The 26,691-nt window shown below is 73.2% G+C and carries 24 protein-coding genes and 7 tRNA genes; 20 read left to right on the top strand and 11 right to left on the bottom strand.

Features of this window, described 5'->3' with window-relative positions; all coding sequences use genetic code 11:
* Positions 1-382: 382 nt before the first annotated feature.
* From OHA81_RS06910 to OHA81_RS06875, 8 genes are all read left to right on the top strand, one after another.
* Positions 383-1,468, top strand: a complete 1,086-nt coding sequence (locus tag OHA81_RS06910) for a methionine ABC transporter ATP-binding protein (RefSeq protein ID WP_329193770.1) — start codon at positions 383-385, stop codon at positions 1,466-1,468.
* Positions 1,465-2,133 carry a methionine ABC transporter permease gene (locus tag OHA81_RS06905; protein ID WP_329193769.1) on the top strand — a complete coding sequence of 223 codons (669 nt, stop codon included), beginning with the start codon at positions 1,465-1,467 and terminating at the stop codon, positions 2,131-2,133. Before OHA81_RS06910 ends, OHA81_RS06905 begins: the two co-directional genes overlap by 4 nt.
* Positions 2,134-2,249: 116 nt before the next feature.
* The gene (locus OHA81_RS06900) at positions 2,250-3,113 is read left to right on the top strand and encodes a MetQ/NlpA family ABC transporter substrate-binding protein (RefSeq protein ID WP_329193767.1); all 864 of its coding nucleotides are present in this window, start codon (positions 2,250-2,252) and stop codon (positions 3,111-3,113) included.
* Positions 3,114-3,292: 179 nt separating this feature from the next.
* Positions 3,293-3,994: a GNAT family N-acetyltransferase gene (locus tag OHA81_RS06895; RefSeq protein WP_329193765.1), complete on the top strand. Its 702-nt coding sequence runs from the start codon at positions 3,293-3,295 to the stop codon at positions 3,992-3,994.
* 79 nt (positions 3,995-4,073) lie between these two features.
* Positions 4,074-5,306: a precorrin-6y C5,15-methyltransferase (decarboxylating) subunit CbiE gene (cbiE, locus tag OHA81_RS06890; protein ID WP_329193764.1), complete on the top strand. Its 1,233-nt coding sequence runs from the start codon at positions 4,074-4,076 to the stop codon at positions 5,304-5,306.
* A 230-nt stretch (positions 5,307-5,536) separates the two neighbouring features.
* Positions 5,537-8,749 carry a nicotinate-nucleotide--dimethylbenzimidazole phosphoribosyltransferase gene (gene cobT, locus OHA81_RS06885; protein ID WP_329193763.1) on the top strand — a complete coding sequence of 1,071 codons (3,213 nt, stop codon included), beginning with the start codon at positions 5,537-5,539 and terminating at the stop codon, positions 8,747-8,749.
* Between the two features lie 321 nt (positions 8,750-9,070).
* The gene (gene cobA / locus OHA81_RS06880; RefSeq protein ID WP_329193762.1) at positions 9,071-10,282 is read left to right on the top strand and encodes a uroporphyrinogen-III C-methyltransferase; all 1,212 of its coding nucleotides are present in this window, start codon (positions 9,071-9,073) and stop codon (positions 10,280-10,282) included.
* A gap of 63 nt (positions 10,283-10,345) precedes the next feature.
* Positions 10,346-11,167, top strand: a complete 822-nt coding sequence (locus OHA81_RS06875; protein ID WP_329193761.1) for a TrmH family RNA methyltransferase — start codon at positions 10,346-10,348, stop codon at positions 11,165-11,167.
* A 34-nt stretch (positions 11,168-11,201) separates the two neighbouring features.
* On the opposite strand, the gene OHA81_RS06870 is transcribed toward OHA81_RS06875, so the two are convergent.
* A complete protein-coding gene (locus OHA81_RS06870) occupies positions 11,202-12,380 on the bottom strand; it encodes a serine/threonine-protein kinase (protein ID WP_443056458.1) in 1,179 nt (392 codons plus the stop codon).
* Between the two features lie 552 nt (positions 12,381-12,932).
* Between OHA81_RS06870 and OHA81_RS06865 the strand changes: the two genes are divergently transcribed.
* Positions 12,933-13,118, top strand: a complete 186-nt coding sequence (locus OHA81_RS06865) for a hypothetical protein (RefSeq protein WP_329193759.1) — start codon at positions 12,933-12,935, stop codon at positions 13,116-13,118.
* Between the two features lie 273 nt (positions 13,119-13,391).
* Here OHA81_RS06865 and OHA81_RS06860 read toward each other — a convergent pair.
* From OHA81_RS06860 to OHA81_RS06840, 5 genes are all read right to left on the bottom strand, one after another.
* Positions 13,392-13,463, bottom strand: a tRNA-Val gene (locus OHA81_RS06860).
* 50 nt (positions 13,464-13,513) lie between these two features.
* Positions 13,514-13,585, bottom strand: a tRNA-Val gene (locus OHA81_RS06855).
* Positions 13,586-13,605: 20 nt separating this feature from the next.
* Positions 13,606-13,677, bottom strand: a tRNA-Val gene (locus OHA81_RS06850).
* A 1-nt stretch (position 13,678) separates the two neighbouring features.
* Positions 13,679-13,752, bottom strand: a tRNA-Cys gene (locus tag OHA81_RS06845).
* Between the two features lie 38 nt (positions 13,753-13,790).
* Positions 13,791-13,863, bottom strand: a tRNA-Gly gene (locus OHA81_RS06840).
* 179 nt (positions 13,864-14,042) lie between these two features.
* Between OHA81_RS06840 and OHA81_RS06835 the strand changes: the two genes are divergently transcribed.
* The 3 genes from OHA81_RS06835 to OHA81_RS06825 all read left to right on the top strand — a co-directional run bounded on the left by OHA81_RS06835 (position 14,043) and on the right by OHA81_RS06825 (position 16,852).
* Entirely contained in the window at positions 14,043-15,137 is a 1,095-nt protein-coding gene (locus tag OHA81_RS06835; protein ID WP_329193757.1) for a chorismate-binding protein, read from the top strand.
* Positions 15,134-15,955 (top strand): aminotransferase class IV, encoded by an 822-nt coding sequence (locus OHA81_RS06830; RefSeq protein ID WP_329193755.1) that lies wholly within the window; start codon positions 15,134-15,136, stop codon positions 15,953-15,955. Before OHA81_RS06835 ends, OHA81_RS06830 begins: the two co-directional genes overlap by 4 nt.
* Positions 15,956-16,027: 72 nt before the next feature.
* Positions 16,028-16,852: a GNAT family N-acetyltransferase gene (locus tag OHA81_RS06825; RefSeq protein ID WP_329193754.1), complete on the top strand. Its 825-nt coding sequence runs from the start codon at positions 16,028-16,030 to the stop codon at positions 16,850-16,852.
* Positions 16,853-16,870: 18 nt separating this feature from the next.
* On the opposite strand, the gene OHA81_RS06820 is transcribed toward OHA81_RS06825, so the two are convergent.
* Positions 16,871-17,401 carry a DsbA family protein gene (locus tag OHA81_RS06820; protein ID WP_329193752.1) on the bottom strand — a complete coding sequence of 177 codons (531 nt, stop codon included), beginning with the start codon at positions 17,399-17,401 and terminating at the stop codon, positions 16,871-16,873.
* Positions 17,402-17,589: 188 nt separating this feature from the next.
* Here OHA81_RS06820 and OHA81_RS06815 point away from each other — a divergent pair, with 188 nt between their 5' ends.
* On the top strand, positions 17,590-18,036 hold the full coding sequence (locus tag OHA81_RS06815) for a hypothetical protein (RefSeq protein WP_329193751.1): 447 nt from the start codon (positions 17,590-17,592) through the stop codon (positions 18,034-18,036).
* Between the two features lie 226 nt (positions 18,037-18,262).
* Here the strand turns inward: OHA81_RS06815 and OHA81_RS06810 are convergent, their stop codons facing one another.
* Positions 18,263-18,883 (bottom strand): CGNR zinc finger domain-containing protein, encoded by a 621-nt coding sequence (locus OHA81_RS06810; RefSeq protein WP_329193750.1) that lies wholly within the window; start codon positions 18,881-18,883, stop codon positions 18,263-18,265.
* A 250-nt stretch (positions 18,884-19,133) separates the two neighbouring features.
* On the bottom strand, positions 19,134-19,547 hold the full coding sequence (locus OHA81_RS06805) for an SsgA family sporulation/cell division regulator (RefSeq protein ID WP_030011909.1): 414 nt from the start codon (positions 19,545-19,547) through the stop codon (positions 19,134-19,136).
* Positions 19,548-19,735: 188 nt separating this feature from the next.
* Here OHA81_RS06805 and OHA81_RS06800 point away from each other — a divergent pair, with 188 nt between their 5' ends.
* From OHA81_RS06800 to OHA81_RS06785, 4 genes are all read left to right on the top strand, one after another.
* Positions 19,736-20,173 carry a TIGR02611 family protein gene (locus OHA81_RS06800; RefSeq protein ID WP_329193747.1) on the top strand — a complete coding sequence of 146 codons (438 nt, stop codon included), beginning with the start codon at positions 19,736-19,738 and terminating at the stop codon, positions 20,171-20,173.
* A gap of 56 nt (positions 20,174-20,229) precedes the next feature.
* Positions 20,230-20,301 (top strand) — tRNA-Val (locus tag OHA81_RS06795).
* A 218-nt stretch (positions 20,302-20,519) separates the two neighbouring features.
* Complete coding sequence (locus OHA81_RS06790) at positions 20,520-21,008, top strand: SRPBCC family protein (RefSeq protein WP_329193745.1); 489 nt, start codon at positions 20,520-20,522, stop codon at positions 21,006-21,008.
* 38 nt (positions 21,009-21,046) lie between these two features.
* A tRNA-Val gene (locus OHA81_RS06785) sits at positions 21,047-21,118 on the top strand.
* 67 nt (positions 21,119-21,185) lie between these two features.
* On the opposite strand, the gene OHA81_RS06780 is transcribed toward OHA81_RS06785, so the two are convergent.
* On the bottom strand, positions 21,186-21,911 hold the full coding sequence (locus tag OHA81_RS06780; RefSeq protein WP_329193743.1) for a 3'-5' exonuclease: 726 nt from the start codon (positions 21,909-21,911) through the stop codon (positions 21,186-21,188).
* 211 nt (positions 21,912-22,122) lie between these two features.
* Between OHA81_RS06780 and OHA81_RS06775 the strand changes: the two genes are divergently transcribed.
* Positions 22,123-22,713, top strand: coding sequence for a DUF4365 domain-containing protein (locus OHA81_RS06775; protein ID WP_329193741.1), 591 nt, complete (start codon positions 22,123-22,125; stop codon positions 22,711-22,713).
* Complete coding sequence (locus tag OHA81_RS06770; protein WP_329193739.1) at positions 22,713-23,918, top strand: hypothetical protein; 1,206 nt, start codon at positions 22,713-22,715, stop codon at positions 23,916-23,918. Before OHA81_RS06775 ends, OHA81_RS06770 begins: the two co-directional genes overlap by 1 nt.
* 75 nt (positions 23,919-23,993) lie before the next feature.
* On the opposite strand, the gene OHA81_RS06765 is transcribed toward OHA81_RS06770, so the two are convergent.
* Entirely contained in the window at positions 23,994-24,470 is a 477-nt protein-coding gene (locus OHA81_RS06765) for a GNAT family N-acetyltransferase (protein WP_329193737.1), read from the bottom strand.
* Positions 24,471-24,708: 238 nt separating this feature from the next.
* Here OHA81_RS06765 and thrS point away from each other — a divergent pair, with 238 nt between their 5' ends.
* Complete coding sequence (gene thrS, locus OHA81_RS06760) at positions 24,709-26,685, top strand: threonine--tRNA ligase (RefSeq protein ID WP_329193734.1); 1,977 nt, start codon at positions 24,709-24,711, stop codon at positions 26,683-26,685.
* Positions 26,686-26,691: the final 6 nt, after the last annotated feature.

The raw sequence follows: 26,691 nt of genomic DNA, 5'->3' as shown, positions 1-26,691 counted from the left end.
CTCCCGCTGTCCGTCCGGCATGCGACCCGATGGCGTCCGCTATGCGGACAGAATGGAACGCTGAGCCGATCGGTCTGGTTTACTGGGGCCCATGACCACGACGAGCAGCCGCACCCTTGCGACCGAGGCGACGATGACGCCCGGTGCTCGTTGTATGTGTCGAATGTGCGCCTTCTGAGGGCCCCTTCCCCGCAGTCTCGCGCCCCGAAGCGAGACCGGCCGAGCCCCGTGGACACCCTCGTGTGACACCCGGAAACGCTCCCGCCCCGCGCATGCGCCCGCCTCACCCTTTTGTGACGGTGTGACCCGTATCGCGTGCCAGATGTTTGCCCCGTGCCGGCACACCCCGCTGCGCCGCGCACTCGACAGCGACGGAAATCCTGTGATCACCACATCGGGCCTCACGAAGGTCTACCAGTCCCGTGGCCGCGAGGTCACCGCCCTGGACGGCGTCGACCTCCACGTAAAGGAGGGAGAGGTGTACGGGGTCATCGGCCAGAGCGGCGCCGGCAAGTCCTCCCTCATCCGCTGCGTGAACCTGCTGGAGCGCCCCACCAGCGGCACGGTGACCGTCGACGGCGTCGACCTCACCGCGCTCGCCGGTCGCGGCCGCCGCGCCGGCAAGGAGCTCCGCCAGGCCCGCAGCCGCATCGGCATGGTCTTCCAGCACTTCAACCTGCTGTCCTCGCGCACCGTCCAGGGCAACATCGAGCTGCCCCTGGAGATCCTCGGCGTCTCCGGCCGCGAACGCTCCCGCAAGGCCGCCGAACTCCTCGACCTGGTCGGCCTCGCCGACAAGGCGAAGGCCTACCCCGGCCAGCTCTCCGGCGGCCAGAAGCAGCGCGTCGGGATCGCCCGCGCCCTGGCCGGCGACCCCAAGGTGCTCCTGTCCGACGAGGCCACCAGCGCCCTCGACCCCGAGACCACCCGCTCCATCCTCCAGCTGCTGCGCGACCTGAACCGCCAGCTCGGCCTGACCGTGCTGCTGATCACGCACGAGATGGACGTGGTCAAGGCCGTCTGCGACTCCGCCGCGCTGATGAAGGGCGGCCGGATCATCGAGTCCGGCACCGTCCCGGAACTGCTGGCCACCCCCGGCTCCGAACTCGCCGGCGAACTCTTCCCCGTCAGCGGCGCCGCCACCGGCCCCGACCGCACGGTCATCGACGTCACCTTCCACGGCGAGGCCGCGACCCGGCCGGTCATCTCCCAGCTCGCCCGGACGTACAACATCGACATCTCGATCCTGGGCGCGGCGATGGACACCGTCGCCGGCAAGCAGATCGGCCGGATGCGCATCGAGCTGCCCGGCCGCTACGAGGAGAACGTCGTCCCCGTCGGCTTCCTGCGCGAGCAGGGCCTCCAGGTCGACGTGGTCGAAGAGGACGCGGACGCGGCGCGGGACGTGGACGAAGACGTGATCGCAGACGCCGAGCTCGCCGAGCTCGTCAAGGACGGTGCCAAGTGACCTGGTCGGAAATGCAGCCCCTGCTCACCCAGGGCACCTACGACACCCTCTACATGGTGCTGTGGTCGACGCTGGTCACCGTCGCCGGCGGACTGCCCATCGGCATCCTCCTCGTCCTCACCGACCGCGGCGGCCTGCTCCAGAACCAGCCGCTCAACAAGGCGCTCGGCGTGATCGTGAACATAGGCCGGTCGCTGCCGTTCATCATCCTGCTGATCGCGCTGATCCCCGTCACCACCGCCGTCGTCGGCACGTTCATCGGCCCCACCGCCATGATCGTGCCGCTCGCCATCGGCGCCGTCCCCTTCTTCGCCCGGCTCGTCGAGACGGCCGTCCGCGAGGTGGACCACGGCCTCGTCGAAGCCGTCGAGTCCATGGGCGGCGGTGTCCCGACCCTGGTCGGCAAGGTCCTGCTGCCGCAGGCCCTGCCCTCCCTGATCGCCGGCGTCACCACCACCGTCATCACCCTCGTCGGCTACTCGGCGATGGCGGGCGCGGTCGGCGGCGAAGGACTCGGCTCCAAGGCCATCACCTACGGCTTCCAGCGCTTCGAGACCGGGTTCATGGTCGCCACCGTCGTCGTGCTGATCGCACTCGTCACCGTGATCCAGCTGATCGGCGACGGCGTCGTACGTCTCCTCGCCCGCCGCGGCCGCACCACCTGAGCCGTCACGGCCCCCCAGACCCACCCCCACAGAGCCCGCACTTGTCGTGCTTGGGCCACCACCCCGCAAGTCCTGCGCACGATCCGCGCACTTGCAAGCAAGGAAAGGCACTCTTCGTGCGTAAGAACATCAAGCTCACCGCCTTCGCCGCCGCCTCCGCCGCGCTCGCCCTCGGCCTCACCGCCTGCGGCAGCTCCTCGGACCCGTCCTCCACCAAGGCCGACGGCGGCAAGGTCGACGCGAGCAAGCCGCTCGTCATCGCGGCCTCCCCGAGCCCCCACGCCGACATCCTGAACTTCGTCAAGGACAAGCTGGCGGCCAAGGACGGGCTCAAGCTGGAGGTGAAGGAGTTCACCGACTACGTCCTGCCCAACACCGCCACCGAGCAGGGCCAGGTCGACGGCAACTACTTCCAGCACAAGCCGTACCTCGACGACTTCAACAAGAAGAACGGCACCCACATCGTGCCCGTCGTCAACGTGCACCTGGAACCCCTCGGCCTCTACTCCAAGAAGGTCAAGGCCATCGGTGACATCAAGGCCGGCCAGACGATCGCCGTCCCCAACGACACCACCAACGAGGGCCGCGCGCTCCAGCTGCTCGCCGCCAACAACCTGATCGCCCTCAAGGAGGGTGTCGGCACCGGCGCCAAGCTGTCCGACATCACCGACAAGAAGGGCCTGGAGTTCAAGGAGCTGGAGGCCGCCACGGTCCCGCGCGCCCTGAACGACGTCGACGCCGCCGTCATCAACGGCAACTACGCCCTGGAAGCCAAGCTCGCGCCCGCCAAGGACGCCCTGATCCTGGAGAAGGCCGACGGCAACCCCTACGCCAACTTCCTCGCGGTCAAGGACGGCAACCAGAGCGACCCGCGCATCCAGAAGCTCGCCAAGCTCCTGAACTCCGACGAGGTCAAGAAGTTCATCGAGGACAAGTACCAGGGCTCGGTCACCCCGGCCTTCGGCGCTCCCGCGGCCTGACCCGCCGGGGCTCGCGGCCCCGCCCGCCCCCACCGGGCGGGCGGGGCCGGCGCCTGCCCGCATCCGGGCAGCCCGGCCCTGCACATCACCCTGCCGATGCTGCATGCTGTGGCCTACGACCCGCACGAACGGTCCCCCCGCACCACGGTCGCACCACGGTCTCAGGCATGGAGCTGCGCATGACTACCACCTTCCCGGACGTCACCATCAGCACGGACCGGCTGGTGCTGCGCCCCTTCGAGGAAGAGGACGTCACCGCGCTCGCCGAGATGATGAACGACGAGCAGGTCATCGCGTGGACCTCCGCCCCCCACCCCTACACCCGGGCCGACGCCCACGACTGGGCCACCCGGCGTTCGCACGCCGAACGCACCGAGGGGCGCGGCATCGTCCTCGCCGTCACCGAGTTCCTCACCCACCGCCTCGTCGGCGCCGTGCACCTGCGCAACACCGACTGGCGCACCCGCAGCACCGAGGTCGGCTACCTCACCGCCCCCTGGGCCCGCGGCGAGGGCTACGCCAGCGAGTCCGTCCTCGCGGTCGCCCAGTGGCTGTTCAGCGACCGCCACTTCGAGCGCCTCGAACTGCGCACCGCCGCCGACAACGCCGCCTCCCAGCAAGTGGCCCAGAAGATCGGCTGCATCAGCGAGGGCGTCCTGCGCAGCGCGTGCATAGTGCGCACCCAGACCGCGGACGGCTCCTGGGCCGAAACCCGCAGCGACCTCATCGTGTGGGGCCTGGTCCCCGAGGACCTCGACGAAGCCGGCGACTACGACGACCCCGGATACGGCGAGCGGTACGAGTTCCGGGAGCGGGCCGAAGTGAGCGGCCACACGGCCGGCGCCGACCGGCGGCGGTCCTGGGCGCCGGAGGCGCTGTGAACCGATGACCAGGTAGTCTCACCGTGCCCGCCCCGCCCGGCGAAGCTCCGCCTGCCCCCACCCCAGGAGACTGACGACGATGGCCGACCGGGTCACGGTGATCGGCTGGGACGGCTCCGCGCTGACCGCGGCCGCCCGGTCCGCGCTCTCCGCCGCCACCCTGGTGGCCGGCGCCGCCCACCACCTCGCCCTGCCCGAGGTACCGCCCGCCGCCGAACGCATCCGCCTCGGCAGCGTCGGCCTCGCCGCCCGCCGGATCGCCGGCCACCGCGGCACCGCCGTCGTCTTCGCCGACGGCGACCCCGGCTTCTTCGGAGTCGTGCGCACCCTGCGCGCCCCCGAGTACGGCCTCGAAGTCGAGGTGGTCCCCGCCGTCTCCTCGGTCGCAGCCGCCTTCGCCCGCGCCGGGATGCCCTGGGACGACGCCCAGGTGGTCGTCGCCCACCCCCGGACCCTGCGCCGCGCCGTCAACGTCTGCCGCGCCCACCCCAAGGTCGCCGTCCTCACCTCGCCCGGCGCCGGGCCGGCCGAACTCGCCCTGCTCCTCGGCCCGGTCCACCGCACCTTCGTCATCTGCGAGGAACTGGGCACCACCAGGGAACGGGTCACCGTCCTCACCTCCGACAAGGCGGCCGACCACAGCTGGCGCGACCCCAACGTCGTCATCGTCATCGGCGGCCAGGCCTCCGCCGCGGCCGAACCCGCCTGGCTGCTCGGCCAGAACGCGGCCCGCACCGCCGGACGCGGCTGGGCCCGGCCGCAGCCCGGCACCGGCGAAGGCGAGTCCGCCCCGCTGCGCGCCGCGCAGCTCGCCCGCCTCGGCCCCCGCCCCGGCGACCTCGTCTGGGACATCGGCGCCGGCTCCGGCGCACTCGCCGTGGACGCCGCCGCGTTCGGCGCCGCCGTCATCGCCGTCGACGCCGACCCCGGCGCGTGCGAACGCGTAACTGCCCTCGCCCGCACGCGCGGAGTGCTGGTCCAGGTCGTCGCCGGACGGGCACCCCTCGTACTCGAAGACCTGCCCGAACCCGACGTCGTACGCGTCGGCGCCGGGGGAGCGGAGGTGGTCTCCGCCGTCGCCGACCGCCGGCCCGAACGGATCGTCAGCCACGCCTCCACCCGCGACGAGGCGGAGGCCATCGGCCGCGCCCTCACCGAACACGGGTACGCCGTCGAATGCGCGCTGCTCCAGTCCGTCGGGCTCGACACCCGCACCTGGGACGAACAGGACCGTTCCGTCGTGTTTCTCCTGGCAGCCGAACGACCCCGAACTGCCCCGGCAGGCCCCGGCTCCGCCACCGGGGTAGGCTGACCGATCGTCGTACTGCCCTGGCAGGACGTGGGACGTGGCGCAGTCCACAGCGGACCGTGCTGGTTTATGGCCCACACGGCGGCTGACGAGCGCGACAATGCTCAGTAGTTGTCGTGCGGGCGCACCCGAGGCGAACGCGGCTGACGGCAACCCCGCACGGCAACTCCGCGCGGCGGCCCTGTGGGCGACCGGGCGATCGAAGAGGCAACACCGATGGGCGAGGGGTACGCATGACTGACACCGGCCAGGTCCCGGGCGAGGGTCACCCGGACAACGCGGGCATGGTGGACCAGCAGGGCATCCCCGCTCAGGCCCCGCCCCTTCCCCCCGTCCCCCCGCAGGCTCCCGCGGGCTACGCCTTCCAGGACCTCGTGGACGACTCCGCCGAGGGCGAGGACGAGGAGCTCCTGCTGATGCCGAGCGGCCAGGGCGCCTGGAGCGACCCGCAGCCCGTCCCGCCGGCCCCCGTCTTCCCGGTCGAGCCGCAGCAGGCGTACCCCGACTACCCGCAGCCGCTGTACACGGAGCAGACCGGCGGCGTCTACGCCGAGACCCCGTACGCGCAGACCCCGTACGCCGAGACCCCCGCCGCGGACAACGGCCACCCCGGACTCCCGCAGGACGCTCACCCCGCGCCCGCGCAGCCCGAGCCCGCCTACAGCGCCGGCGCGCACGAGGCGGGCGGCCGGGACTCCGGGGCGCTCGGCCTCGGCGGCCTCGTGGTCCCGCCGCCGGCCGCCGCGTCCGCGGCTCCCGCCGCCACGGCCCGGCGCCCGCTGCACATGGGCCCGGCCGTGCCGGAGGCCGGTGGCCTCGTACGGTCCCTCGCGGACCGGGGCCCCGCCACCGCCCCGGCCGCGGCCGCGCCGGTGACGCCGATCCCCGTGCGCCGGTCGGGTCCGCCCACCACGGGCCCGGAGTACCTGGACGTCCCGCAGCCGGAGGAGGCCCCCGAGGCCGCCGTTCCCCCGGCCGTACCGCAGCAGGCCGACGTCCCGCCGCAGGCCGGCACGCCGTGGACGGCGGAGCCGGAGGCCGGGGCCGCCGCCCCGGAGGCCGTTGCCGTGGCCGAGTCGGCGCCCGTCGTGGAGCCCGCGCCCGTCGCGGAGCCGGAGCCCGTGGCCGATCCGGCGCCCGGCGCCGGGGCCGCGCCCGTGGCCGATCCGGCGCCCGTCGCCGAGCCCGCCGGGGAACCGGCCGCCGCCGTGGAGCCCGCGCCGGAGCCCAGCACCGTGGCCGCGCCGGAGCCGGTCGCCGCCGAGGCGGAGCCGCAGCCCGCGCCGGAGCCCGCGGCCCCGCTTGAGCCGGCCGCCGCGGCGGAGCCGGCGCCGGTTGCCGCCGAGGCCGCGCCTGCACCTGCCGCGGAGCCCGCGCAGGTGGAGCCCGCGCAGGTGGACGCCGTCCAGGAGCCCGAGCCGCAGCCCCATCCCGCGCCGGCCGACGTGGCCGCCGCGGAGCCCGCCGAGGCCGCGGCCGCCCCCGAGACACCCGAGCCCCCCGTCGCCGAAGAGGCCGCACCGGCCGGGGCGGAGCCGCTCCCCGCCGAGGCCGCGCCCGTGGCGGAGCCCGCCGCCGAGCCGCAGGAGCAGGCGCAGGTCCCCGTAGCGGTGGCCGCCGAGCCCCTCCCGGCCGTGGACGAAGCCCCCGCGCCGGCCGGGACCCCGGAGCTCCCCGAGGGCCCCGAGCTGCTCGCTCCCGCCGTCGCCCCGGGCGAGCCGGCCCCCGCCTACGCCGACGCCGACCGCGAGGCCATCCAGCGCGTCATGCGCGAGCGCCGCGACATCCGCAAGGGCTTCCGCCCCGACCCGATCCCGCACGACGTCCTGCTCCGGGTCCTCGAAGCCGCGCACACCGCGCCCAGCGTCGGCCACTCCCAGCCCTGGGACTTCGTCGTCATCCGTTCGGCCGAGACCCGCCGGACCATGCACGAACTCGCCCAGCGCCAGCGCGAGGCCTACGCCAAGTCGCTGCCCAAGGGCCGGGCGAAGCAGTTCAAGGAACTCAAGATCGAGGCCATCCTCGACACCCCGGTGAACATCGTCGTCACCGCCGACCCCACCCGCGGCGGCCGCCACACCCTCGGCCGGCACACCCAGCCGCAGATGGCCCCGTACTCCTCGGCCCTCGCCGTCGAGAACCTCTGGCTCGCCGCCCGCGCCGAAGGCATCGGCGTCGGCTGGGTCAGCTTCTTCGACGAGCGCGAGATGGTCCGCGAGCTGGGGCTCCCCGAGCACCTGGAAGTCGTCGCGTACCTGTGCGTCGGTTACGTCGACGAGTTCCCCGAGGAGCCCGAGCTGGCGCAGGCCGGCTGGTCGCAGCGCCGACCGCTGGCCTGGGTCGTGCACGAGGAGACGTACGGGCGCCGCGCGCTGCCCGGCGAGGAGCCGCACGACCTGCTCTCCGAGACGGTCGCCGGCATCCGCCCGCTCGACGCGAAGGCGCTCGGCGAGGCCTGGGAGCGGCAGAAGCGCATGACGAAGCCGGCGGGCGCGCTCGGCATGCTGGAGATCATCTCCGCCCAGCTGGCGGGTCTGTCCCGGGTCTGCCCGCCCCCGATCCCGGAGCCGGCAGCCGTCGCGATCTTCGCCGGTGACCACGGGGTGCACGCCCAGGGCGTCACCCCCTGGCCCCAGGAGGTCACCACCCAGATGGTGGCCAACTTCCTGGGAGGCGGAGCCGTCTGCAACGCGTTCGCCAACCAGGTGGGCGCCGAGGTGTGCGTGATCGACGTCGGCGTCGCCGGGGACCTCCCGGCCACGCCCGGCCTCCTTCCCCGCAAGGTCCGCCCGGGCACGGCCGACCTCTCGACCGGCCCGGCGATGACCCGCGAAGAGGCCGTCCAGGCCATCGAGGTGGGCATCGAGACCGCCCGCGACCTGGTCGCGGCGGGCAACAAGGCCCTGCTCACGGGCGAGATGGGCATCGCGAACACCACGGTGTCGGCGGCGCTGATCTCCGTGTTCACCGGAGTGGACCCGGCCGAGGTCACCGGCCGCGGTACGGGCATCAACGACGAGACGCACGCCCGCAAGGTCGAGGTCGTCCGCCGCGCCCTGGAGCTCCACCAGCCGGACCCGGCGGACCCGATCGGCGTCCTCGCGGCCATCGGCGGCCTGGAGCACGCGGCGATCGTGGGCCTCCTGCTGGGCGGCGCGTCCCTGCGCACCCCGGTGATCCTGGACGGCGTCAGCGCCGGCGCGGCCGCGCTCGTGGCCCGGGCCATCGCCCCCGAGTCCCTGTCGGCGTGCATCGCGGGCCACCGCAGCGCGGAGCCGGGGCACGTGGCGGCCCTGAACAAGCTCGGCCTGCGGCCGCTGGTGGACCTGGACCTGCGCCTCGGCGAGGGCACGGGCGCGCTGCTGGCCCTGCCGCTGGTGCAGAGCGCGGCCCGCGCGATGCACGAGGTCGCCACCTTCGACTCGGCCGGCGTCACCGAGAAGTAGCCGCCGGAACCGCTGCGCGGGGCGGTAGCCCCTCCCCGCCCCTTCCCGAACCGGGACTCCGCCCCGGACCCCGCGCCTCAATCGCCGGCGGGGCTGGGATCTGCTGCGCAGATCCAGCCCGCGCGGCGATCGAGCGCACGGGCGCGGAGCGCACGTACCGGAGGTCCGGGGGCTCGCCCCAGGTTCCGGGAAGGGGCGGGGAGGGGCAACGGCCCCGCGCAGCGGCGGACGCCACGGGTCGTATCGTGGACCCGCACACCCCGACCAGCCGCTCCAGCGCAGCAGCGGCAGACACACCGCCGTATCAGGAGCCGCACCGCCATGGCCGAACACCCCGCGTACCCCGTCGGTCTGCGCCTCGCCGGCCGCCGCGTCGTCGTCATCGGCGGCGGCCAGGTCGCCCAGCGCCGCCTGCCCGCGCTGATCGCGGCCGGGGCCGACGTCCTGCTGGTCTCGCCCTCGGCCACCCCCTCCGTGGACGCCATGGCCGAGACCGGCGAGATCCGCTGGGAGCGCCGCCGCTACGAGGACGGCGACCTGGCCGGCGCCTGGTACGCCCTCATCGCCACCCGGGACCGCGAGGCCAACGACCGCGCCTCCGCCGAGGCCGAGAGCAACCGCGTGTGGTGCGTACGCGCCGACGACGCCGAGGCGGCCACCGCCTGGACCCCGGCCACCGGCCGCGTCGAGGGGGTCACCGTCGCCGTCCTGAGCGGCAACGACCCCCGCCGCTCGGCCGCGGTCCGTGACGCGGTCGTGGAGGGGCTGCGCGACGGCTCCCTCACCGGGGCCCGCACCCGCACCCCCGGCGTGTCCCTCGTCGGCGGCGGCCCCGGCGACCCCGACCTGATCACCGTCCGCGGCCGCCGCCTGCTCGCCGAGGCGGACGTCGTCATCGCCGACCGGCTCGGCCCCCGGGACCTCCTGGACGAACTCCCGCCGCACGTCGAGGTCATCGACGCCGCGAAGATCCCGTACGGCCGTTTCATGGCCCAGGAGGCCATCAACAACGCCCTCATCGAGCACGCCAAGGCCGGCAAGGCCGTGGTCCGGCTCAAGGGCGGGGACCCGTACGTCTTCGGCCGCGGCATGGAGGAGCTCCAGGCCCTCGCGGAAGCCGGGATCCCCTGCACCGTGGTGCCCGGCATCTCCAGCTCCATCTCGGTGCCCGGCGCGGCCGGCATCCCGGTCACCCACCGGGGCGTCGCCCACGAGTTCACCGTCGTCAGCGGCCACGTCGGCCCCGACGACCCGCGGTCCCTCGTGGACTGGGCCTCCCTCGCCAAGCTGACGGGCACCCTCGTCATCCTGATGGGCGTGGACAAGATCGGCCTGATCGCCGAGGCGCTGGTGCGCCACGGCCGCCCCCACGACACCCCCGTCGCCGTCGTCCAGGAAGGCACCACCGCGACCCAGCGGCGCGTGGACGCCACCTTGGCCACGGTCGGGGAGACGGTGCGAGCGGAGGAGATCCGCCCGCCGGCCGTCATCGTCATCGGCGCGGTCGTCGCCGTCAACGCCCCCAAGGCCTGACCACCGTCGCCGGCGCCTGACCGGGCCGTTGGCACCACACCCAGGACAAGGCAGTATCACCCTGTGGCTGATCTCATCACCGTCGAAGACCCCGACGACCCGCGTCTGCGCGACTACACGGGCCTGACCGACGTCGAACTGCGGCGCCGGCGCGAGCCCGCCGAAGGGCTCTTCATCGCCGAGGGCGAGAAGGTCATCAGACGGGCCAAGGACGCCGGCTACGAGATGCGCTCGATGCTGCTGTCCGCGAAGTGGGTCGACGTCATGCGCGACGTCATCGACGAACTCCCGGCCCCCGTCTACGCCGTCACCCCCGAGCTCGCCGAACGGGTCACCGGCTACCACGTGCACCGCGGCGCCCTCGCGTCGATGCAGCGCAAGCCCCTTCCGGCGCCGGACGAACTGCTGGCCGACGAGTCCGAGGGGCGCCGCATAGGTGTCTTCGAGGGCTTCGTGGACCACGCCAACCTGGGCGCCGCGTTCCGCAGCGCGGCGGCGCTCGGCATCAGCGCGATACTGCTCTCGCCGGACTGCGCGGACCCCCTGTACCGGCGCGCCATCAAGGTCTCGATGGGCTCGGTCTTCTCCGTCCCCTACGCGCGCCTCGACCAGTGGCCGGCCGACCTGGAGAAGGTCCGCGAGGCCGGCTACCGGATCCTCGCCATGACGCCCAGCCCCAAGGCGACCCCTCTGGACCAGGTCCCGCCGGCGCGCTTCGCACGCTCGGCGATCATGCTGGGCTCCGAGGGCCACGGCCTGTCGACGTACGCCCTGCGGGCCGCCGACGAGTGGGTCCGCATCCCCATGGCGGAGGGCATCGACTCCCTGAACGTCGCCGCGGCCTCCGCGGTGGCCTTCTACGCGACCCGGCCGCCGTCGGCGTAGCCCCGGTCCGCCCTCGGGCCGCCCTCCCCGGCCCTCAGAGCTTCTGCGCGGCGGCGATGCCCAGGGCGACGATCAGCGTCACCACGACGAACACGATCAGCCGCTGCCGCATCAGTCTCGGGTCGGGCCGGGAGGGCCGGCGGCCCGTCCCCGTCGTCCGGGGCGCCGGGCGGCCCCCCGTACGCCCGCCGGTGGAGCCGGGGTTGCGCGGCGACGAGGGGCGCGAATGGGGGCCGCTGTGCGGGCCCTGCGGCCGCGGGGTGGCACCGCCCGCGGCGCCTCCCCCTCCCGTGCGCCGCTCCGTGTGCTGCTCGGGGTACTGCTCGGTCAGCCGGCCCGTGGGCCGCTCGGTACGGGCGCGCTGCGCCGGAGGCCGGACCTCGCCCAGCCCCTGCGCCTCGCGGGCCGCGATCTCCTTGAGCCGCATCGACAGCTGGAGCGTGCTCGGCCGGTCCTCGGGGTCCTTGGCCAGGCAGGCCCGCACGAGGGGCGCGAGGGCGTCCGGGACCCCTTGCAAGTGGGGCTCCTCGTGCACCACGCGGTACAGCATCACCTCGGAACTGCCGTGCCCGAAGGGCGAGTCGGCGGTCGCCGCGTAGGCGAGGGTGGCGCCGAGGGCGAACACGTCGGTCGCGGGGGTCACGGCCGCGCCGCGCACCTGTTCGGGGGCGAGGAACCCGGGGGAGCCGACCGCCGTACCCACATGGGTCAGCGTGCTCGCCCCGGTGGCCCAGGCGATGCCGAAGTCGATGATCCGCGGACCCTTGGGGGAAAGCAGGATGTTCGAGGGCTTGAGGTCGCGGTGGACGACCCCGGCCTCGTGGACGGCGACCAGACCCTCCGACAGCGCGGCCCCGATCGCGGCGATCTGCGCTGCCGTCAGCGGGCCCTCCTCGGCCACCTTGTCGTGCAGGGAGGGACCGGGCACGTACTGGGTCGCGAACCACGGCCGCTCGGCCTCCAGATCGGCGGCGACCAGCCGGGCCGTGCAGCCCCCGCGGATCCGGCGCGCGGCGGACACCTCGCGCGCGAAGCGCGAGCGGAACTCCTGGTCCTCCGCCAGGTCCGGCCGGATCACCTTCAGCGCGACCCGTTGCCCCCGCCGGTCGGATCCCAGGTAGACGACGCCCATGCCGCCCGCCCCCAGCCGCCGGTGCAGCCTGAACGAGCCGACGACACGCGGGTCCTCGCGCCGGAGCCGCATCATCGCCATGTCCACCCCGCTGCCCGGTCGTCCTGTTGACGTGCCACAGCTTACGGACCATCCGGCACGTGCGCTCAGAGGCCGCGCCCTCGCCGGGGCAATCGATCGTCAGTGCGGAGCACGCCACTTGAGGGTGGCTCAGATGGTTCGCCCGGTTTTCGCACCACACCACCCGACACCTCCAAACGGCCCCCGCACCAAGGCGATTGGCCCCTCGGACGGTTCCCGCGGTGCTCCGCGGGCGAACGGCCGGCCCCGCGGCCGCCCCCGCATGCGCGCACATCTCGTAGGAAGACACGCGTGTGCGGGGAGTGACGGAAGTGAGCGAAGTCACTACCCTCCGGTCATCCCTTCCGGGGAGACCCTCATACCGGGGGAGTGATCTCCACCCTGGGGAGTACACGGGAGGGTGGTCCCTCATCCTCCCGGAGGCCCGGCAAGGGGTACGAGGGCATGAGGCCAGGGCCCCCCGGCCCGCCTAGTGTTGAGCACAAGCGGCGGGCGGCACACTCGTCCCCCGAGGTCACGAGCCCGCCGCTGCCAGACGACAGGGAGAGGACCATGGCGGACTCCGCACGGCAGGGGCGCAAGGCATTCGCGTTCAACAGCCACGAGTCCGGGACGCGCCACCCCTTGGTGGCCGCGGCCATGGTGCTCCCCCTGGCCGTCCTCCTGCTCTTCGTCTTCGGAGGCTTCGATCAGGTGGCGGCACAGGCGTCGTCCGTGGGCGCGATGCTGGGGCGCTGAGCGGCGCTCCAGGCCCGGAAGAGCGGTCCGGGCCGGGACATCGCCCTGTCGTACCCCGTGGGGACGGGGGCGCGACGGACGGCAGGTGAAGGGTGCTGCCCGTACGACTGGGGAGTCGGACGGGCAGCACCCTTTTTCGCGCCCACTTCACTCCTCGCGCCCGCTCTGCCCCGCGCGACGCCCCGCTTCCCCGCACGGCGCCGCTTCTTCGCGCCCGGCGCCGACGGCAACGCGAAAGCCCCGGCCGTTGATACGGCCGGGGCTTTCAGGCGGTGCGCGATACTGGGATTGAACCAGTGACCTCTTCCGTGTCAGGGAAGCGCTCTCCCGCTGAGCTAATCGCGCGGGATCACGGCTCTGGAGCCGCAGGTGGAGCAGGTGTTACGGATGCTGCGTGCGCGATACTGGGATTGAACCAGTGACCTCTTCCGTGTCAGGGAAGCGCTCTCCCGCTGAGCTAATCGCGCGGGTGGTCCTCGCGGACCAGTGGACGATACTGGGATTGAACCAGTGACCTCTTCCGTGTCAGGGAAGCGCTCTCCCGCTGAGCTAATCGTCCTTGGAGGTGGAGACGGGATTTGAACCCGTGTAGACGGCTTTGCAGGCCGTTGCCTCGCCTCTCGGCCACTCCACCAGGAGCTGCGGGGGTTCTCGGGAAGACCCCCCACTTCGAGCGGACGACGAGACTCGAACTCGCGACATCCACCTTGGCAAGGTGGTGCTCTACCAACTGAGCTACGTCCGCAGGTCACCATGTTCGCTCCGGGGTGTTCCCCTTCGCTCCCTGGCGACGTGTTGAACTCTAGCGGATTCCCGGGCCAGCTCAAAAACGCGTTTCCGCAGCGTGCTGCCGCTCGATCACCGTCGGTCACCCCGCCGTCACCTCTCCGGCGCCATCCCGTCACCGGTCATAGACTCGCAGCCGTGCACGACCTGCCTCCCCTGGCCCGCTTCGGCGGCCGCCTCGCGACCGACCTCCGCGACGTCACCAGCGACCCCTGCGCCCTCGACTCCACCGGCTTCTGGGCGGTGACCGCAGACTTCGAGGGCCGTCTGGTGTGCGCGCGCTTCGGGGACGTACGCCCCGACCCCGTTCCCGCGCCCGTCCCCGGTGCCTGGCACGGGCCCGCCGCCGACCAGTGGACCTCCTCGCTCGACCGCGGCGCCTACGTGGCGGGCGTCCGCCGCATCCGCGAGCACATCGCCCGCGGCGAGGTCTACCAGGCCAACCTCTGCCGCGTGCTGTCCGCGCCGCTGCCCGACCCGGTCCGGGCAGACGTCGACGCCCTCACCGCCCTGCTCGCGCGCGGCAACCCCGCGCCCTATGCAGGAACGATTCGGCTCCCGGCCCACGGCGTCGAGATCGCCACCGCCTCCCCCGAACTGTTCCTGCGCCGCAGCGGCCGGCACGTGGAGTCCGGGCCCATCAAGGGAACCGGCCGTACCGTCGCGGACCTGCTCCCCAAGGACCACGCCGAGAACGTGATGATCGTGGACCTGGTGCGCAACGACCTGGGCCGCGTCTGCGTGCCGGGCTCGGTCACCGTCCCCGAGCTGTGCGCCGTCGAGGAACACCCCGGCCTGGTCCACCTGGTCTCCACCGTCAGCGGGGAGCTGGCCGAGAGCGCCGGCTGGCCGCAGCTGCTCAGGGCCTCCTTCCCGCCCGGCTCCGTCACCGGCGCCCCCAAATCCTCGGCCCTGCGGATCATCGAGGCCCTGGAGACGGCCCCGCGCGGCCCCTACTGCGGGGGCATCGGCTGGGTCGACGCCGACCGGGGCACCGCCGAGCTCGCCGTCGGCATCCGCACCTTCTGGATCGACCGCGAGGTGCCCGGCGGCGCCCGCCTGCGGTTCGGCACCGGCGCGGGGATCACCTGGGGCTCGGACCCGGAGAGGGAGTGGGCCGAGACCGAACTGAAAGCGGCCCGGCTGCTCGCGGTAGCGTCAGGTACGCACGAGACGCGCGAGCCGCATGAGGCACGCGATGCGCATGGGCTGAGTGAAGGGACCGTTCGGTGAGGATCTGGCTCAACGGAGAGCTGCGGGACGCTGACGCGGCGAAGGTGTCCGTACTGGACCACGGGCTGACCGTGGGCGACGGCCTCTTCGAGACGCTCAAGGCGCAGAACGGGACCGTGTTCGCGCTCACCCGCCACCTCGACCGGCTGACCCGCTCGGCCCGCGGCCTCGGGCTGCCCGACCCCGACCTGGACGAGGTGCGCCGCGCCTGCGCCGCCGTGCTCGAAGCCAACCCGATGCCGCTCGGCCGGCTGCGCATCACCTACACCGGCGGCGTCTCCCCGCTGGGCTCCGAGCGCGGCAAGACCGGTCCCACCCTGGTCGTCGCGGTCGGCGAGACCACCCGGCGTCCCGACACCACCGCCGTGGTCACCGTGCCCTGGGTCCGCAACGAGCGTTCGGCGCTGACCGGCCTCAAGACCACCTCGTACGCCGAGAACGTGGTCGCGCTCGCCCGCGCCCACGCGGCGGGGGCCTCCGAGGCCCTCTTCGCCAACACCGTGGGGCAGCTCTGCGAGGGCACCGGCTCCAACGTGTTCGTCGTACTCGACGGGGAACTGCACACCCCGCCGGTCGCCTCCGGCTGCCTCGCGGGCATCACGCGGGCCCTCGCGGTGGAGTGGACCGGCGCCAAGGAGGCCGACCTGCCCCTGGACGTACTGGAGCGCGCCGACGAGGTCTTCCTCACCTCGACCCTGCGCGACGTCCAGGCGGTCCACCGCGTCGACGGCCGCGACCTGACGGCCGCCCCGGGGCCCGTCACCGCCAAGGCCATGCGGATCTTCGACGAGCGCGCGGGCTCCGACCTCGATCCGTAGGGCCCGCCCCGCGGGAACGCCCGCCGCCCGCACGCCCTGTCGCGGCGGGCGTGCGGAGGGTAGAACTCGACGATGACCACCACACTGCGGCCGAGCGGGCCGCTCCAGCACGGCGAAGGGGGCGCGCGCTCGCGCCCGTACGAGGTACGCGTCAACAGCAGGCGCGTCGGCGAGCTGCTGATCCGCGCCGGAACCGCGTTCGGGCCGCAGGTCGGCGAAATCGGGGATCTGGTCATCGACCCGCCGGACCGCCGCCGGGGCCGCGCCACCGTCGCCTCGCTCGCCGCCGAGGAGGTGCTGCGCGGCTGGGGCTGCCGGCGGGTCCGGGTCTCGGTCCCGGCGGGATCCCCGGGCGGCCTGCGGCTGGCCGAAGCCCTCGGGTACACCGAGTACAGCCGCTACCTGGCCAAGCAGCTCCCGTCCGGGCCGCCCGCCCTGCCGCAGCAGCTCACCTCCCGCCCGATGACGGAGGAGGAGTACGCCGCCTGGTCCGCGGTGGCTCCGGCCGGCTACGCGGCGGAACTGGCCGAGCGCGGCATGCCGGAGCACGACGCGCACGCGAGGGCGGTCGCCGACCACGCGGCCCGGTTCCCCGAGGGCCGGGACACCCCGGGCGTCACCCTCGCCGTCCTGGAAGCCGCCGGCGCCCCCGTGGGCCACCTCTGGCTCGCCGCGCACGGCCAGGACGCGTACGTCTTCCAGGTCGAGGTCTGCGAGGGGCACCGGGGCCGCGGCTACGGCCGCGCGCTGATGCTGCTCGCGGAACGCGAGGCCCTCGCCGCGGGCCACCGGACGGTCGCCCTCCAGGTCTTCACCACGAACACCCCGGCGCTGCGCCTGTACGAGTCCCTCGGCTACCGGCCCACGGCCCTGAACTACGCCAAGGACCTGCTGTAGCCGCCCGCCCGCGGCTCCTCAGCCCGCGAGCAGCCGGTCGGCGATCTCCTCGATGCGGGCGCGCAGGCCCTCCTGGCTCTTGCCGCCGTCGAGGCGCTCGCCGCCGATCACGTACGTGGGGGTGCCGGTCACGCCGATCGCCTTGCCCTCGGCCTGGTCGGCGTCGACGACCAGGATGTGCCGCCCGTCGACCAGGGCGGTGTCGAACTCCTCCACGTCCAGACCGAGTTCACGTGCCACATCGAGCAGCACCGCCTCCCCGCGCTCACCCAGCTCGGCGGTGCGGGCCAGTACGGCCTCGGCGTACGGCCAGCCCTGCCCCTGCTCCGCGGCTTCCTCGGCGGCCTGGGCCGCGGCGAAGGCGTGCTTGTGCTTCTCCAGCGGGAAGTGCCGCAGCACGACGTCCAGCCGGTCGCCGTAGCGGGCGCGCAGGGCGCGTACGTCCTCCAGCGCGCCGTGGCAGTCCGGGCACTGGAGCTCGCACCACACCTCCAGGACGACGGGCGCGGCGGGTGCGGTGACGGAGTCGGGGGAGTGGGAATCGGTCATGCGCACAGTCTCCCAGCTCGCCGTCGGCCGCACCGACCGGCACCTGCGGAGGAGGCCCGACCCCGAGATCTCCCGGAGATCGGTCCGGGGGCCGCCCGGGACGTGGCCCCCGCGCCGGTGGGCGGTGCACGATGGACGGGGGCGGACCACCGCCGCCCGCCCGACCGCGTCGGCTCCTGGAGGACAGCATGCTCGCCGAGACCATTTGTTCCGCGGTGTCCGCGGCGGGCCTGGGGATCGCCGCGGTGACCGCGTACCGCAGGCGTTTCCTCGCCGCGGCGCGCATCGCCGCTTACGCGCTGGTGCCGGTCGCGCTGGTACTGACCGGTTTCGTGGAGTGGGTCGCGGGGATGGTGTTCGCGCCGTCCGTCTGGATCGGCTTCGGGCTGCTGGGCGTGGCGTGGGTGCTGTTGCTGACCACCCGGGCCGTCGAGCGCCGCGCGCTCGGCCGGCCCGCGAAGCAGAAGGAGCCGAAGGCGGCCGGGGGACGTCCCGGCCGGGAGGCCGTCGCCCCCGACGCCTCCGCTCCCTCCCTCGCCGCAGGTTCCCGGTCCCGTTCGGCGCCGGAGCGGGCCGCCGCCCCGGCGGACGACTTCTCCGACATCGAGGCGATCCTCAAGAAGCACGGCATCTGACGGCCTCTGACGGCGGAGGCCGGCGGCCGCGCGCCGCCCGCCCCGTCACGGGAAAGGGCGAACTCCCGCCATGCCGCTGGCGTGTTGAGGGACGGATCGGGGTCCACTGGGCGATCATCGGCCCGACATGCCGGACACATCACCTGGTGAGCCGCCGGCTCACACCCCCGCCGAAGAACCCCGCGGCTGTCTCTTCGCGCTGTCCCAGCCGCCCCTGATGATCTTCCTAGCGGTGATCGGAACCCTGCTGCTGCTCGCCGCCGTACACGACCTCTTCCTGCTCTGAGCCGTGCGTGTCCGCCTCCTTGCGGCGCGCCCGGTAGGCGGCCACGTGGAGCCGGTTCCCGCAGGTCCGGCTGTCGCAGTAGCGCCTTGAGCGGTTGCGGGAGAGGTCGACGAAGGCCCGTCGGCAGTCGGGGGCCTCGCAACGCCGCAGCCGCTCCTGCTCTCCCGAGACCACGATGAACGCCAGCGCCATGCCGCCGTCCGCCGCCAGGTGGTCGCCCACCGAGGCGCCCGGCGCGAAGTAGTGCACGTGCCAGTCGTAGCCGTCGTGATCGGTCAGCCGCGGCGTGGTGCCGGCCGTGGCCACCAGCTCGTTGATCAGTGCGGCAGCCGCGCGGGGGTTCGGGGCGGCGAAGGTCTGCGCGAACTTCTCGCGGACGGTGCGCACCCCGGCGAGGTCGCGGGCGCCGAGCTCGCCCACGTCGCTGATCGCGTACTCCTGGACGAAAGCGCGCAGGGCGCCCACGTCGGACAGTCCGTCGGGCCTGCCGGGCTCGGCCGCGGTGTTCACCAGCGCGACGACGACGTCGAGCGCGCGACGGGTGTCGTGGGGGATCTGCACGGGGTCTCCCTGGGGGCCGGGCCTGCGGCGATCGGTCACTGCCGCGTGGGGGGCCGACTCTAGTCGCCCCCGGCCGCCGCCGGGAGGTGCGGCCGCTCCCGCGACGCACCGCGGCGCCGCTCCCGCGGTTGGCTTCCGCGAGAACAGCGCCGGCACTGCCACATGTGATTGTTCCTCCCGCACCGTCGCCCCGAGTCGGACGGTGTCGGGTGGCCCCCCGGCCGCTGCCGGGAGGAGCGCTCGTCCTGGGTCAGCTTTCGGCCAGGATGTGGGAGAGCTCCTTGTCGAGGTCGAAGTGCCGGTGTTCGGTCCCGGGTGGGACCGCGGCGTCCGTCCGCTTGAGGAATGACTCAAGGGCTCGGGCGGGTGCTTCGAGCAGTGCTTCTCCTTCCGGAGAGCTGAGGGCGATGCAGACGACTCCCTGACCGTGGCTGCGGGACGGCCAGACGCGGACGTCGCCGGTGCCGGTGGGTCGGTGGAGACCCTCTGCGAGGAGGTCGCGGGCGAATACCCATTCGACCGTCTCCTCGGCGCCGGTGTGGAAGGTGGCGTGCACGGCGTAGGGATCGGCCGTGTCATACCGCAGGCCCGCGGGAACAGGCAGTGAGGACTCGCTCGACACAACGAGGCGCAGGTGCAGCTCGCAGCTGACCGTGGTGTTCATAAGCGCCAGGGCCTTTCGCTCAGTGTGCGCTCGGGGATTCGCACGTCGGCGAAATCGACATGCCACCTACGGTGGCGTTGTAAACCCCTCTGACCGTTTTGCGGACCTCTGGGTCCCTCGTACGGCGGATCCAAACGACCGATCGCGTGTGCTTCCGGCCCGCGTTTCACCTCCGGTAGATTCGACCCATGAATACGGGGAGTGACCGCGAGACCAACGAGTCCGCGCAGGGCGGAACGGATTCCGCAGCCGAGCCGCACGTGTCGAAGGCGCCCGCCTTCGTCAAGGCCAACCGCAGCCTCCACCTGAGCTGGCAGGTCGGGGTGTTCATCGTCGGTCTTGCCGTGATAGCCGCGGGCGTCGCGATGCTGGTCCTGCCGGGCCCGGGCTGGGTCGCGATCTTCGCGGGCCTGTTCATCTGGGGGACCGAGTTCGCCTGGGCCCAGGTGGTGCTGCGCTGGACGAAGCGCAAGGTCGCCGAGGCCGCCCAGAAGGCCATGGACCCCCGGGTGCGCCGCCGCAACCTCATCCTGACCGGCGTGGGCCTCACCGTGGCGGGCGCGCTGATCGGCTTCTACCTGTGGAAGTACGGCCTCGTGCTGCCGTGGAACATCAAGGACCAGTGATCGGCACCTGATGGCGTAGAGCGCCGCTGACATGCGGTAATGTTTGCGGTGCGTCCGGGCGATTAGCTCAGTGGGAGAGCACTTCGTTCACACCGAAGGGGTCACTGGTTCGAACCCAGTATCGCCCACCGGACCGAAGGCCCGGAGACTCGTGAAGAGTCTCCGGGCCTTCGTCGTGCGCGGCCACCGCGGGCGTTCTCGCGCCCTCGTGGCTGGCCGCCGGTCCCGTGCGCCGACCGGGAACCGCGCGGGCGCCAGGGGGCCCCTGGGGCCGCGCCGGGGGGCATCGGGCGGCGGGCGGACGCGCACCGGGATAGCCCGCTCGCGCCCGGGGCAGGCTCGGGGCATGGACCGCAGCCCCTCGCGCCGACCGAATCGCTCCCGTTTCCGTTTCCGCAGCGTGTGGGACCTCGACGCCCCGCCGTCGGCCGTCTACCGCGCCCTGGAACAAGCCGGCGACTACCCGCTCTGGTGGCCCCAGGTCCGCCGCTTCGAGTCCGACGGCGCCGACGGCCGCGCCGGCACCGCCGTCATCCGCTCCGTACTCCCGTACGCGCTGCGCGTCACCGCGACCGAGCTGCTGCGCGACCCCGCCCGCGGCGTGCTGGAGGTCGCCCTGGGCGGGGACCTCGAAGGATGGGCGCGGTGGACGGTACGCCCGCGCGGGGCGCGGACGCGCGCCCTGTACGAACAGGAGGCCGAGGTGTGCCGGCCGTTGCTGCGCTTCCTCGCGGTGCCCGGACGGCCCCTGTTCCGGCTCAACCACGCCCTGATGATGCGCGCCGGGCAGCGTGCCCTCGCGGCGCGGCTGGCGGCCCTGCCGGAAGCGGTTTGAACAGAACCCCGGGGCTCTTGTATTGTTCAACCCGTTCCGGGCGATTAGCTCAGCGGGAGAGCACTTCGTTCACACCGAAGGGGTCACTGGTTCGATCCCAGTATCGCCCACCGGGACAGGCCGGTCCGTCGCAAGACGGACCGGCCTTCCGCGTTCTCGGGTGTCCGCAGGCGCCGTTCACGCGGCGGCCGGGACCTCCGGACGCAGCGGCCAGTGCGGGTCCACGGCTTCCGGGGTGCCCTGCCGGGCGAACCAGGCCTGCAGTCCCCGCGCCTGCGCCGCGTGCCACACCGCCTGGAGCGTGTGCAGTTCCGCCGGTGTCAGCCGCTCCAGCCGGCCCGCGAACCGGCGCCCGAGCGCCCGTACGAGCTCCAGCGAGGCCAGCGCGTCCGCCGCCGCGTCGTGCGCCCCCTCCAGCTCTATCCCGTAGTGCGCGCACAGGTCGCCCAGGGTGCGGCGGCCCTTGCGGTAGCGGTCCAGGTGCTTGTCCAGCACCCGCGGGTCCAGCACCGTCAGCGGCCGGTCGTCCAGGTACCGCGCCAGCGAGGACGCCCGGTGCCTGCGCAACTCCCGGTCCAGCAGCGTCAGGTCGAACGGCGCGTTCATCACCACCAGCGGCCGGCCCGCCAGGCGCTGCTCACCGAGCGAACGGGCTATCTCCTCCACCACCGGCGCCGGCCAACGGCCGTTGCGCTGGAGGTGTTCGTCGGTCAGGCCGTGCACTTCCGTGGCGCCCCGGGGCACCGGGATACCCGGATTGACCAGCCAGCGGGTGGTGCGGACCCGGCCGCCCGCACACTCCTGCACGACGAGCGCGGCGGACACGATCCGGTCCTGCTCGACGTCCACCCCGGTCGTCTCCGTGTCGAATGCGGCCAGCGGGCCCTCGTACCAGCGTGTCATGGCGAACTCCTCGTCCCCGATCGGCAGATGGGGCGCGACGGGAACTCGCCACCCCCTTGCCCGAATCGGTGATACCCGGGCTGTTTGCCCCGTACGCCGTTTGCCGCACCTCTGCTGCGGAGACAACCTCCTTGGGGGACCGCACACCTGATCTGCCATCACCCCCATCACCCCTCACGAGGCAGAGCCCACAAGGCATGGGGAGCCGGCCATGGCGCTCGCGCAGCCCGAACCGGGCGGGGTGCTGCAAGGGCGGATCGGACCGCGGACGGACGCGGGGACCGGACCGCTGCGCGGCTCACTCGCCACCACCGCCTGCATGGAGACCCTCCAGGTGGGCTACCTGCACGCCGTCGCCGCCGCGGCCGGCTGCTCGCTGTCCCAGCCCTTTCCCGACAACGGCATCGACTGGCACGTCAGTCACGGCGCGGCCGAGCACGTCGTCGACGACGAGGTCACCATCAAGGTGCAGTTGAAGGCGACCTACCAGGTACCGCCGCGGCCGGCCGGCGCGACCTTCGGCTTCACCCTCGACAACGAGCACCTCGTGAAGCTGGCCCGCACGCCGGTCGCCGTCCACAAGATCCTCGTGGTGATGCTCGTCCCACGGGAGCGCGGGCAGTGGCTGAGCGCCGGGCACGACCGGCTCGACCTGAGGCACTGCTGCTACTGGACCAATCTCGCCGGGCACCCGGTGACCGGCCGCCGCCGGACCACCGTACGGATCCCCACCACACGGATCTTCGACGACCGGGCGCTCTGCGAGATCATGACCCGGGTCGGGTCGGGAGGGACACCCTGATGAACTGGCACCCGCCGCGCCTCGAACCGCTCTCGTCCCCGCAGTTCACGCCGGACGCGCCCGACGCCGCGCACGTCGACCCGGCCGTGCTCGGCGCGCTCCTGCACCGCCACGGCTGGCTGCGGCGGGGCGGCGCCGCCGGACGGTACGGGCGCTGGACCCCGCCGGGACAGGAGGGCACGAGCCTGCTCGTGCCGGAGAGCCGGGCCTTCCCCGACTGCGCCGACCTCCTGGAGGAGGCGCTGAGCGCCCTCTCGCGCGGCGGGCTGCCCTCGGCGAAGGAAGTGCTGCTCGGGCTGAGCGTGCCGAGCGACGAGATCCGCTGGGAGCGGGAGTTCCCGGAGGGCGCGTACGCGACCGGACGGGCGGAGGCCTGGCCCGTGCAGGAACAGCTCCGCTCGGCCGCCCGGCAGCTGCTGCTGGCCGGGGCCCTCGCCGCCCGCGCCCGCGCCGGATACTTCGGCGCACGGCACCGCGCGCAGGCCGGGCGGTCCCTGGACGGCGTGCTCGTGGGCCCCTCGCCGGGCGGCCGCCGGCTGACCGCGTACCTCCCGGTGGACGGGGGCCGGGAGGTGGTCACCCGGCTGCACCACGCCCTGCACGCGGCGCGCGAAGCGGTGGACTACCGGCGGGCCACCGGCGGCATGGACGCCTTCGACGCGGCGGTGGGGGCCGGGGTCAGCCGGGAGCTCGCGGACGCGCTGATCGCGCTCGTACGGGGTTCCGAAGGGGCCCGCGTCTCGCTTGCCTGGGCCCCGGCGGCCGGGGCCCCCGCCGGATGCGCGGCAAGGCCGGAGCCGGTGGAGTTCTCCCCGGGCGACCTGCCGGTGCTGCGGGAGGCGGCGGCCCGGTACACCCGGGACGAGCCGGCGCCGGCGGTGCGCCTGGCCGGGGCGGTGGTCCGGATGCGGCGCTCGGCCCCCGGGGGCGGCGGGACGGTCCGGCTGCGGGTGCTGGCGGGGGCGGAGGTGCCCTACGTACGGGCCGAGCTCGACGAGGAGGCGTACCGGGTCGCGGGTCACGCGCACCTGGTGGGCCTGCCGGTCCGGGTGAGCGGCCGGCTCCAGCGCCGGGGCGGCTTCCGCCGGCTGACCGACGCCACCGACGTCACCCCCGTCCCGCTGGACGAGGTGGAGCGGGACCGCCTGATGAAATCGCTGGACGAGTCCTTCGACCCGGCGGACGCCCTGCCCGCCGACGACTAGGCACTGTCCGGCCCAGGCCGTCTCTTCCGGATCTTGCCTGGCCCGCGCCGCCCGACAGGATCCGGAAGAGACGGCTTAGACGCCCGGCCCGCGGGTGAAGGAGGCCATCAGCAGGCCCGGCGCGGGGGAGAAGTCCTCGCCGCGCACGAAGCCCAGGCGGTCGTAGAGCCCCACCGCGGGGACGTTGGCGGCGCCCGTGGTGACCTCGACCGGGCGGCCCGGGAAGAGCTCGGTCAGCGCGTGGCGCAGCAGCAGGGAGGCGATGCCCAGACGGAACCGGGCCGGCGCCACGCAGAGCCGGTCGATGCATACACCGCCGTCGGCCCGGTCCTCCCAGGCCAGGAACCCGGTGAGCTCCCCGGACCCGGAGACGGCGCCGACCCAGTGGAGGTCCTGCGCCCGCATCTCGGGGAGGCTCTCGCGCAGTGCCGGGATGCCGTCGAAGCCGATCAGCTCGGCCTCCACCGCGTAGGAGTCGCGCCCGATCCGGAACACGGCGGCCGCGGTGGCCTCGTCGGCCAGGTCCAGCGGCCGGATCTGCGGGTTCGCCATACGGTCCCTCCGGTGGAGTCGGGCGGTCGGCCCACACTACCGGGCCCCTCGGCCCGCCGGCGCCCGCGCCCGGCACCGCGCCGGCCCGCGCCCGGAGGGCCCGGAGGGGGAGGGCAGCCGGGCGGGGGCCTGCGCGGGGCGGCCCCGGCGATAACCGTTTAGCGGCGCGGCCACAACGCTCGGTACGATTCAGGCGCGCAGTGTTCCCTCGCGCACCCCCAGAGTTCAGGAGAGACCGGTGTCAGACGTCCGTGTGATCATCCAACGCGATTCCGAGCGGGACGAGCGCGTGGTGGCCACGGGCACTACGGCGGCCGAGCTCTTCGCCGGCGAGCGCACCGTCGTGGCCGCGCGCGTCGCGGGCGAGCTCAAGGACCTCTCGTACGAGCTGAGGGACGGCGAGTCCGTCGAGCCGGTGGAGATCTCCTCCGAGGACGGCCTGAACATCCTGCGCCACTCGACCGCGCACGTCATGGCACAGGCCGTGCAGGAGCTGTTCCCCGAGGCCAAGCTGGGCATCGGCCCGCCGGTCCAGAACGGCTTCTACTACGACTTCGACGTCGCCAAGCCCTTCACTCCCGATGACCTCAAGGCCATCGAGAAGAAGATGCAGGAGATCCAGAAGCGCGGCCAGAGGTTCTCCCGCCGCGTCGTCACCGACGAGGCGGCCCGCGAGGAGCTCGCCGACGAGCCGTACAAGCTGGAGCTCATCGGCATCAAGGGCTCCGCCTCGTCCGACGACGGTGCGGACGTCGAGGTGGGCGGCGGCGAGCTGACCATCTACGACAACCTGGACGCGAAGACCGGCGAACTGTGCTGGAAGGACCTCTGCCGCGGTCCCCACCTGCCCACCACCCGCAACATCCCCGCGTTCAAGCTGATGCGCAACGCCGCCGCGTACTGGCGCGGCAGCGAGAAGAACCCGATGCTCCAGCGCATCTACGGCACCGCCTGGCCCTCGAAGGACGAGCTCAAGGCCCACCTCGACTTCCTCGCCGAGGCCGAGAAGCGCGACCACCGCAAGCTCGGCAGCGAGCTCGACCTCTTCTCCATCCCGGACGAGATCGGCTCCGGCCTGGCCGTCTTCCACCCGCGCGGCGGCATCATCCGCCGGACCATGGAGGACTACTCGCGCAAGCGGCACGAGGAGGAGGGCTACGAGTTCGTCTACTCCCCGCACGCCACCAAGGGCGCGCTCTTCGAGAAGAGCGGTCACCTGGACTGGTACGCGGAGGGGATGTACCCCCCCATGCAGCTCGACGGTGGTACCGACTACTACCTCAAGCCCATGAACTGCCCGATGCACAACCTGATCTTCGACGCGCGCGGCCGCTCCTACCGCGAACTGCCCCTGCGCCTCTTCGAGTTCGGCACCGTGTACCGGTACGAGAAGTCGGGTGTCGTCCACGGCCTGACCCGCGCCCGCGGCTTCACCCAGGACGACGCGCACATCTACTGCACCCGCGAGCAGATGGCCGAGGAGCTCGACACCACCCTCACCTTCGTCCTCGGCCTGCTGCGCGACTACGGTCTGACCGACTTCTACCTGGAGCTGTCCACCAAGGACCCGGAGAAGTTCGTCGGCTCGGACGAGGCCTGGGAGGAGGCGACCGCCGTCCTCACGCAGGTCGCCGAGAAGCAGGGTCTCCCGCTGGTCCCGGACCCGGGCGGCGCCGCGTTCTACGGCCCGAAGATCTCGGTCCAGTGCAAGGACGCCATCGGCCGCACCTGGCAGATGTCGACGGTCCAGCTCGACTTCAACCTGCCGGAGCGGTTCAACCTGGAGTACACCGCCCCCGACGGCTCCCGCCAGCGGCCGGTCATGATCCACCGCGCGCTGTTCGGCTCCATCGAGCGGTTCTTCGCGGTGCTGCTGGAGCACTACGCGGGCGCCATGCCGCCGTGGCTGGCCCCGGTCCAGGCGGTCGGCATCCCGATCGGCGACGGGCACGTGGAGTACCTGCGGGAGTTCGCCGCCGCGGCGAAGAAGAAGGGGCTGCGCGTCGAGGTCGACGCCTCCTCCGACCGCATGCAGAAGAAGATCAGGAACCACCAGAAGCTCAAGGTCCCGTTCATGATCATCGTCGGTGACGAGGACATGGCCGCGGGCACCGTCTCCTTCCGCTACCGCGACGGTTCGCAGGAGAACGGCATCGCCAAGGACGAGGCGCTGGCCAAGCTGGCCAAGGTCGTCGAGGACCGCGTCCAGGTCTGACCGGCA

This window comes from Streptomyces sp. NBC_00667 (assembly GCF_036226825.1).
In the GTDB taxonomy this organism is placed as follows: Bacteria; Actinomycetota; Actinomycetes; order Streptomycetales; family Streptomycetaceae; genus Streptomyces.
This window is presented reverse-complemented; position numbering and strand designations above follow the sequence as displayed.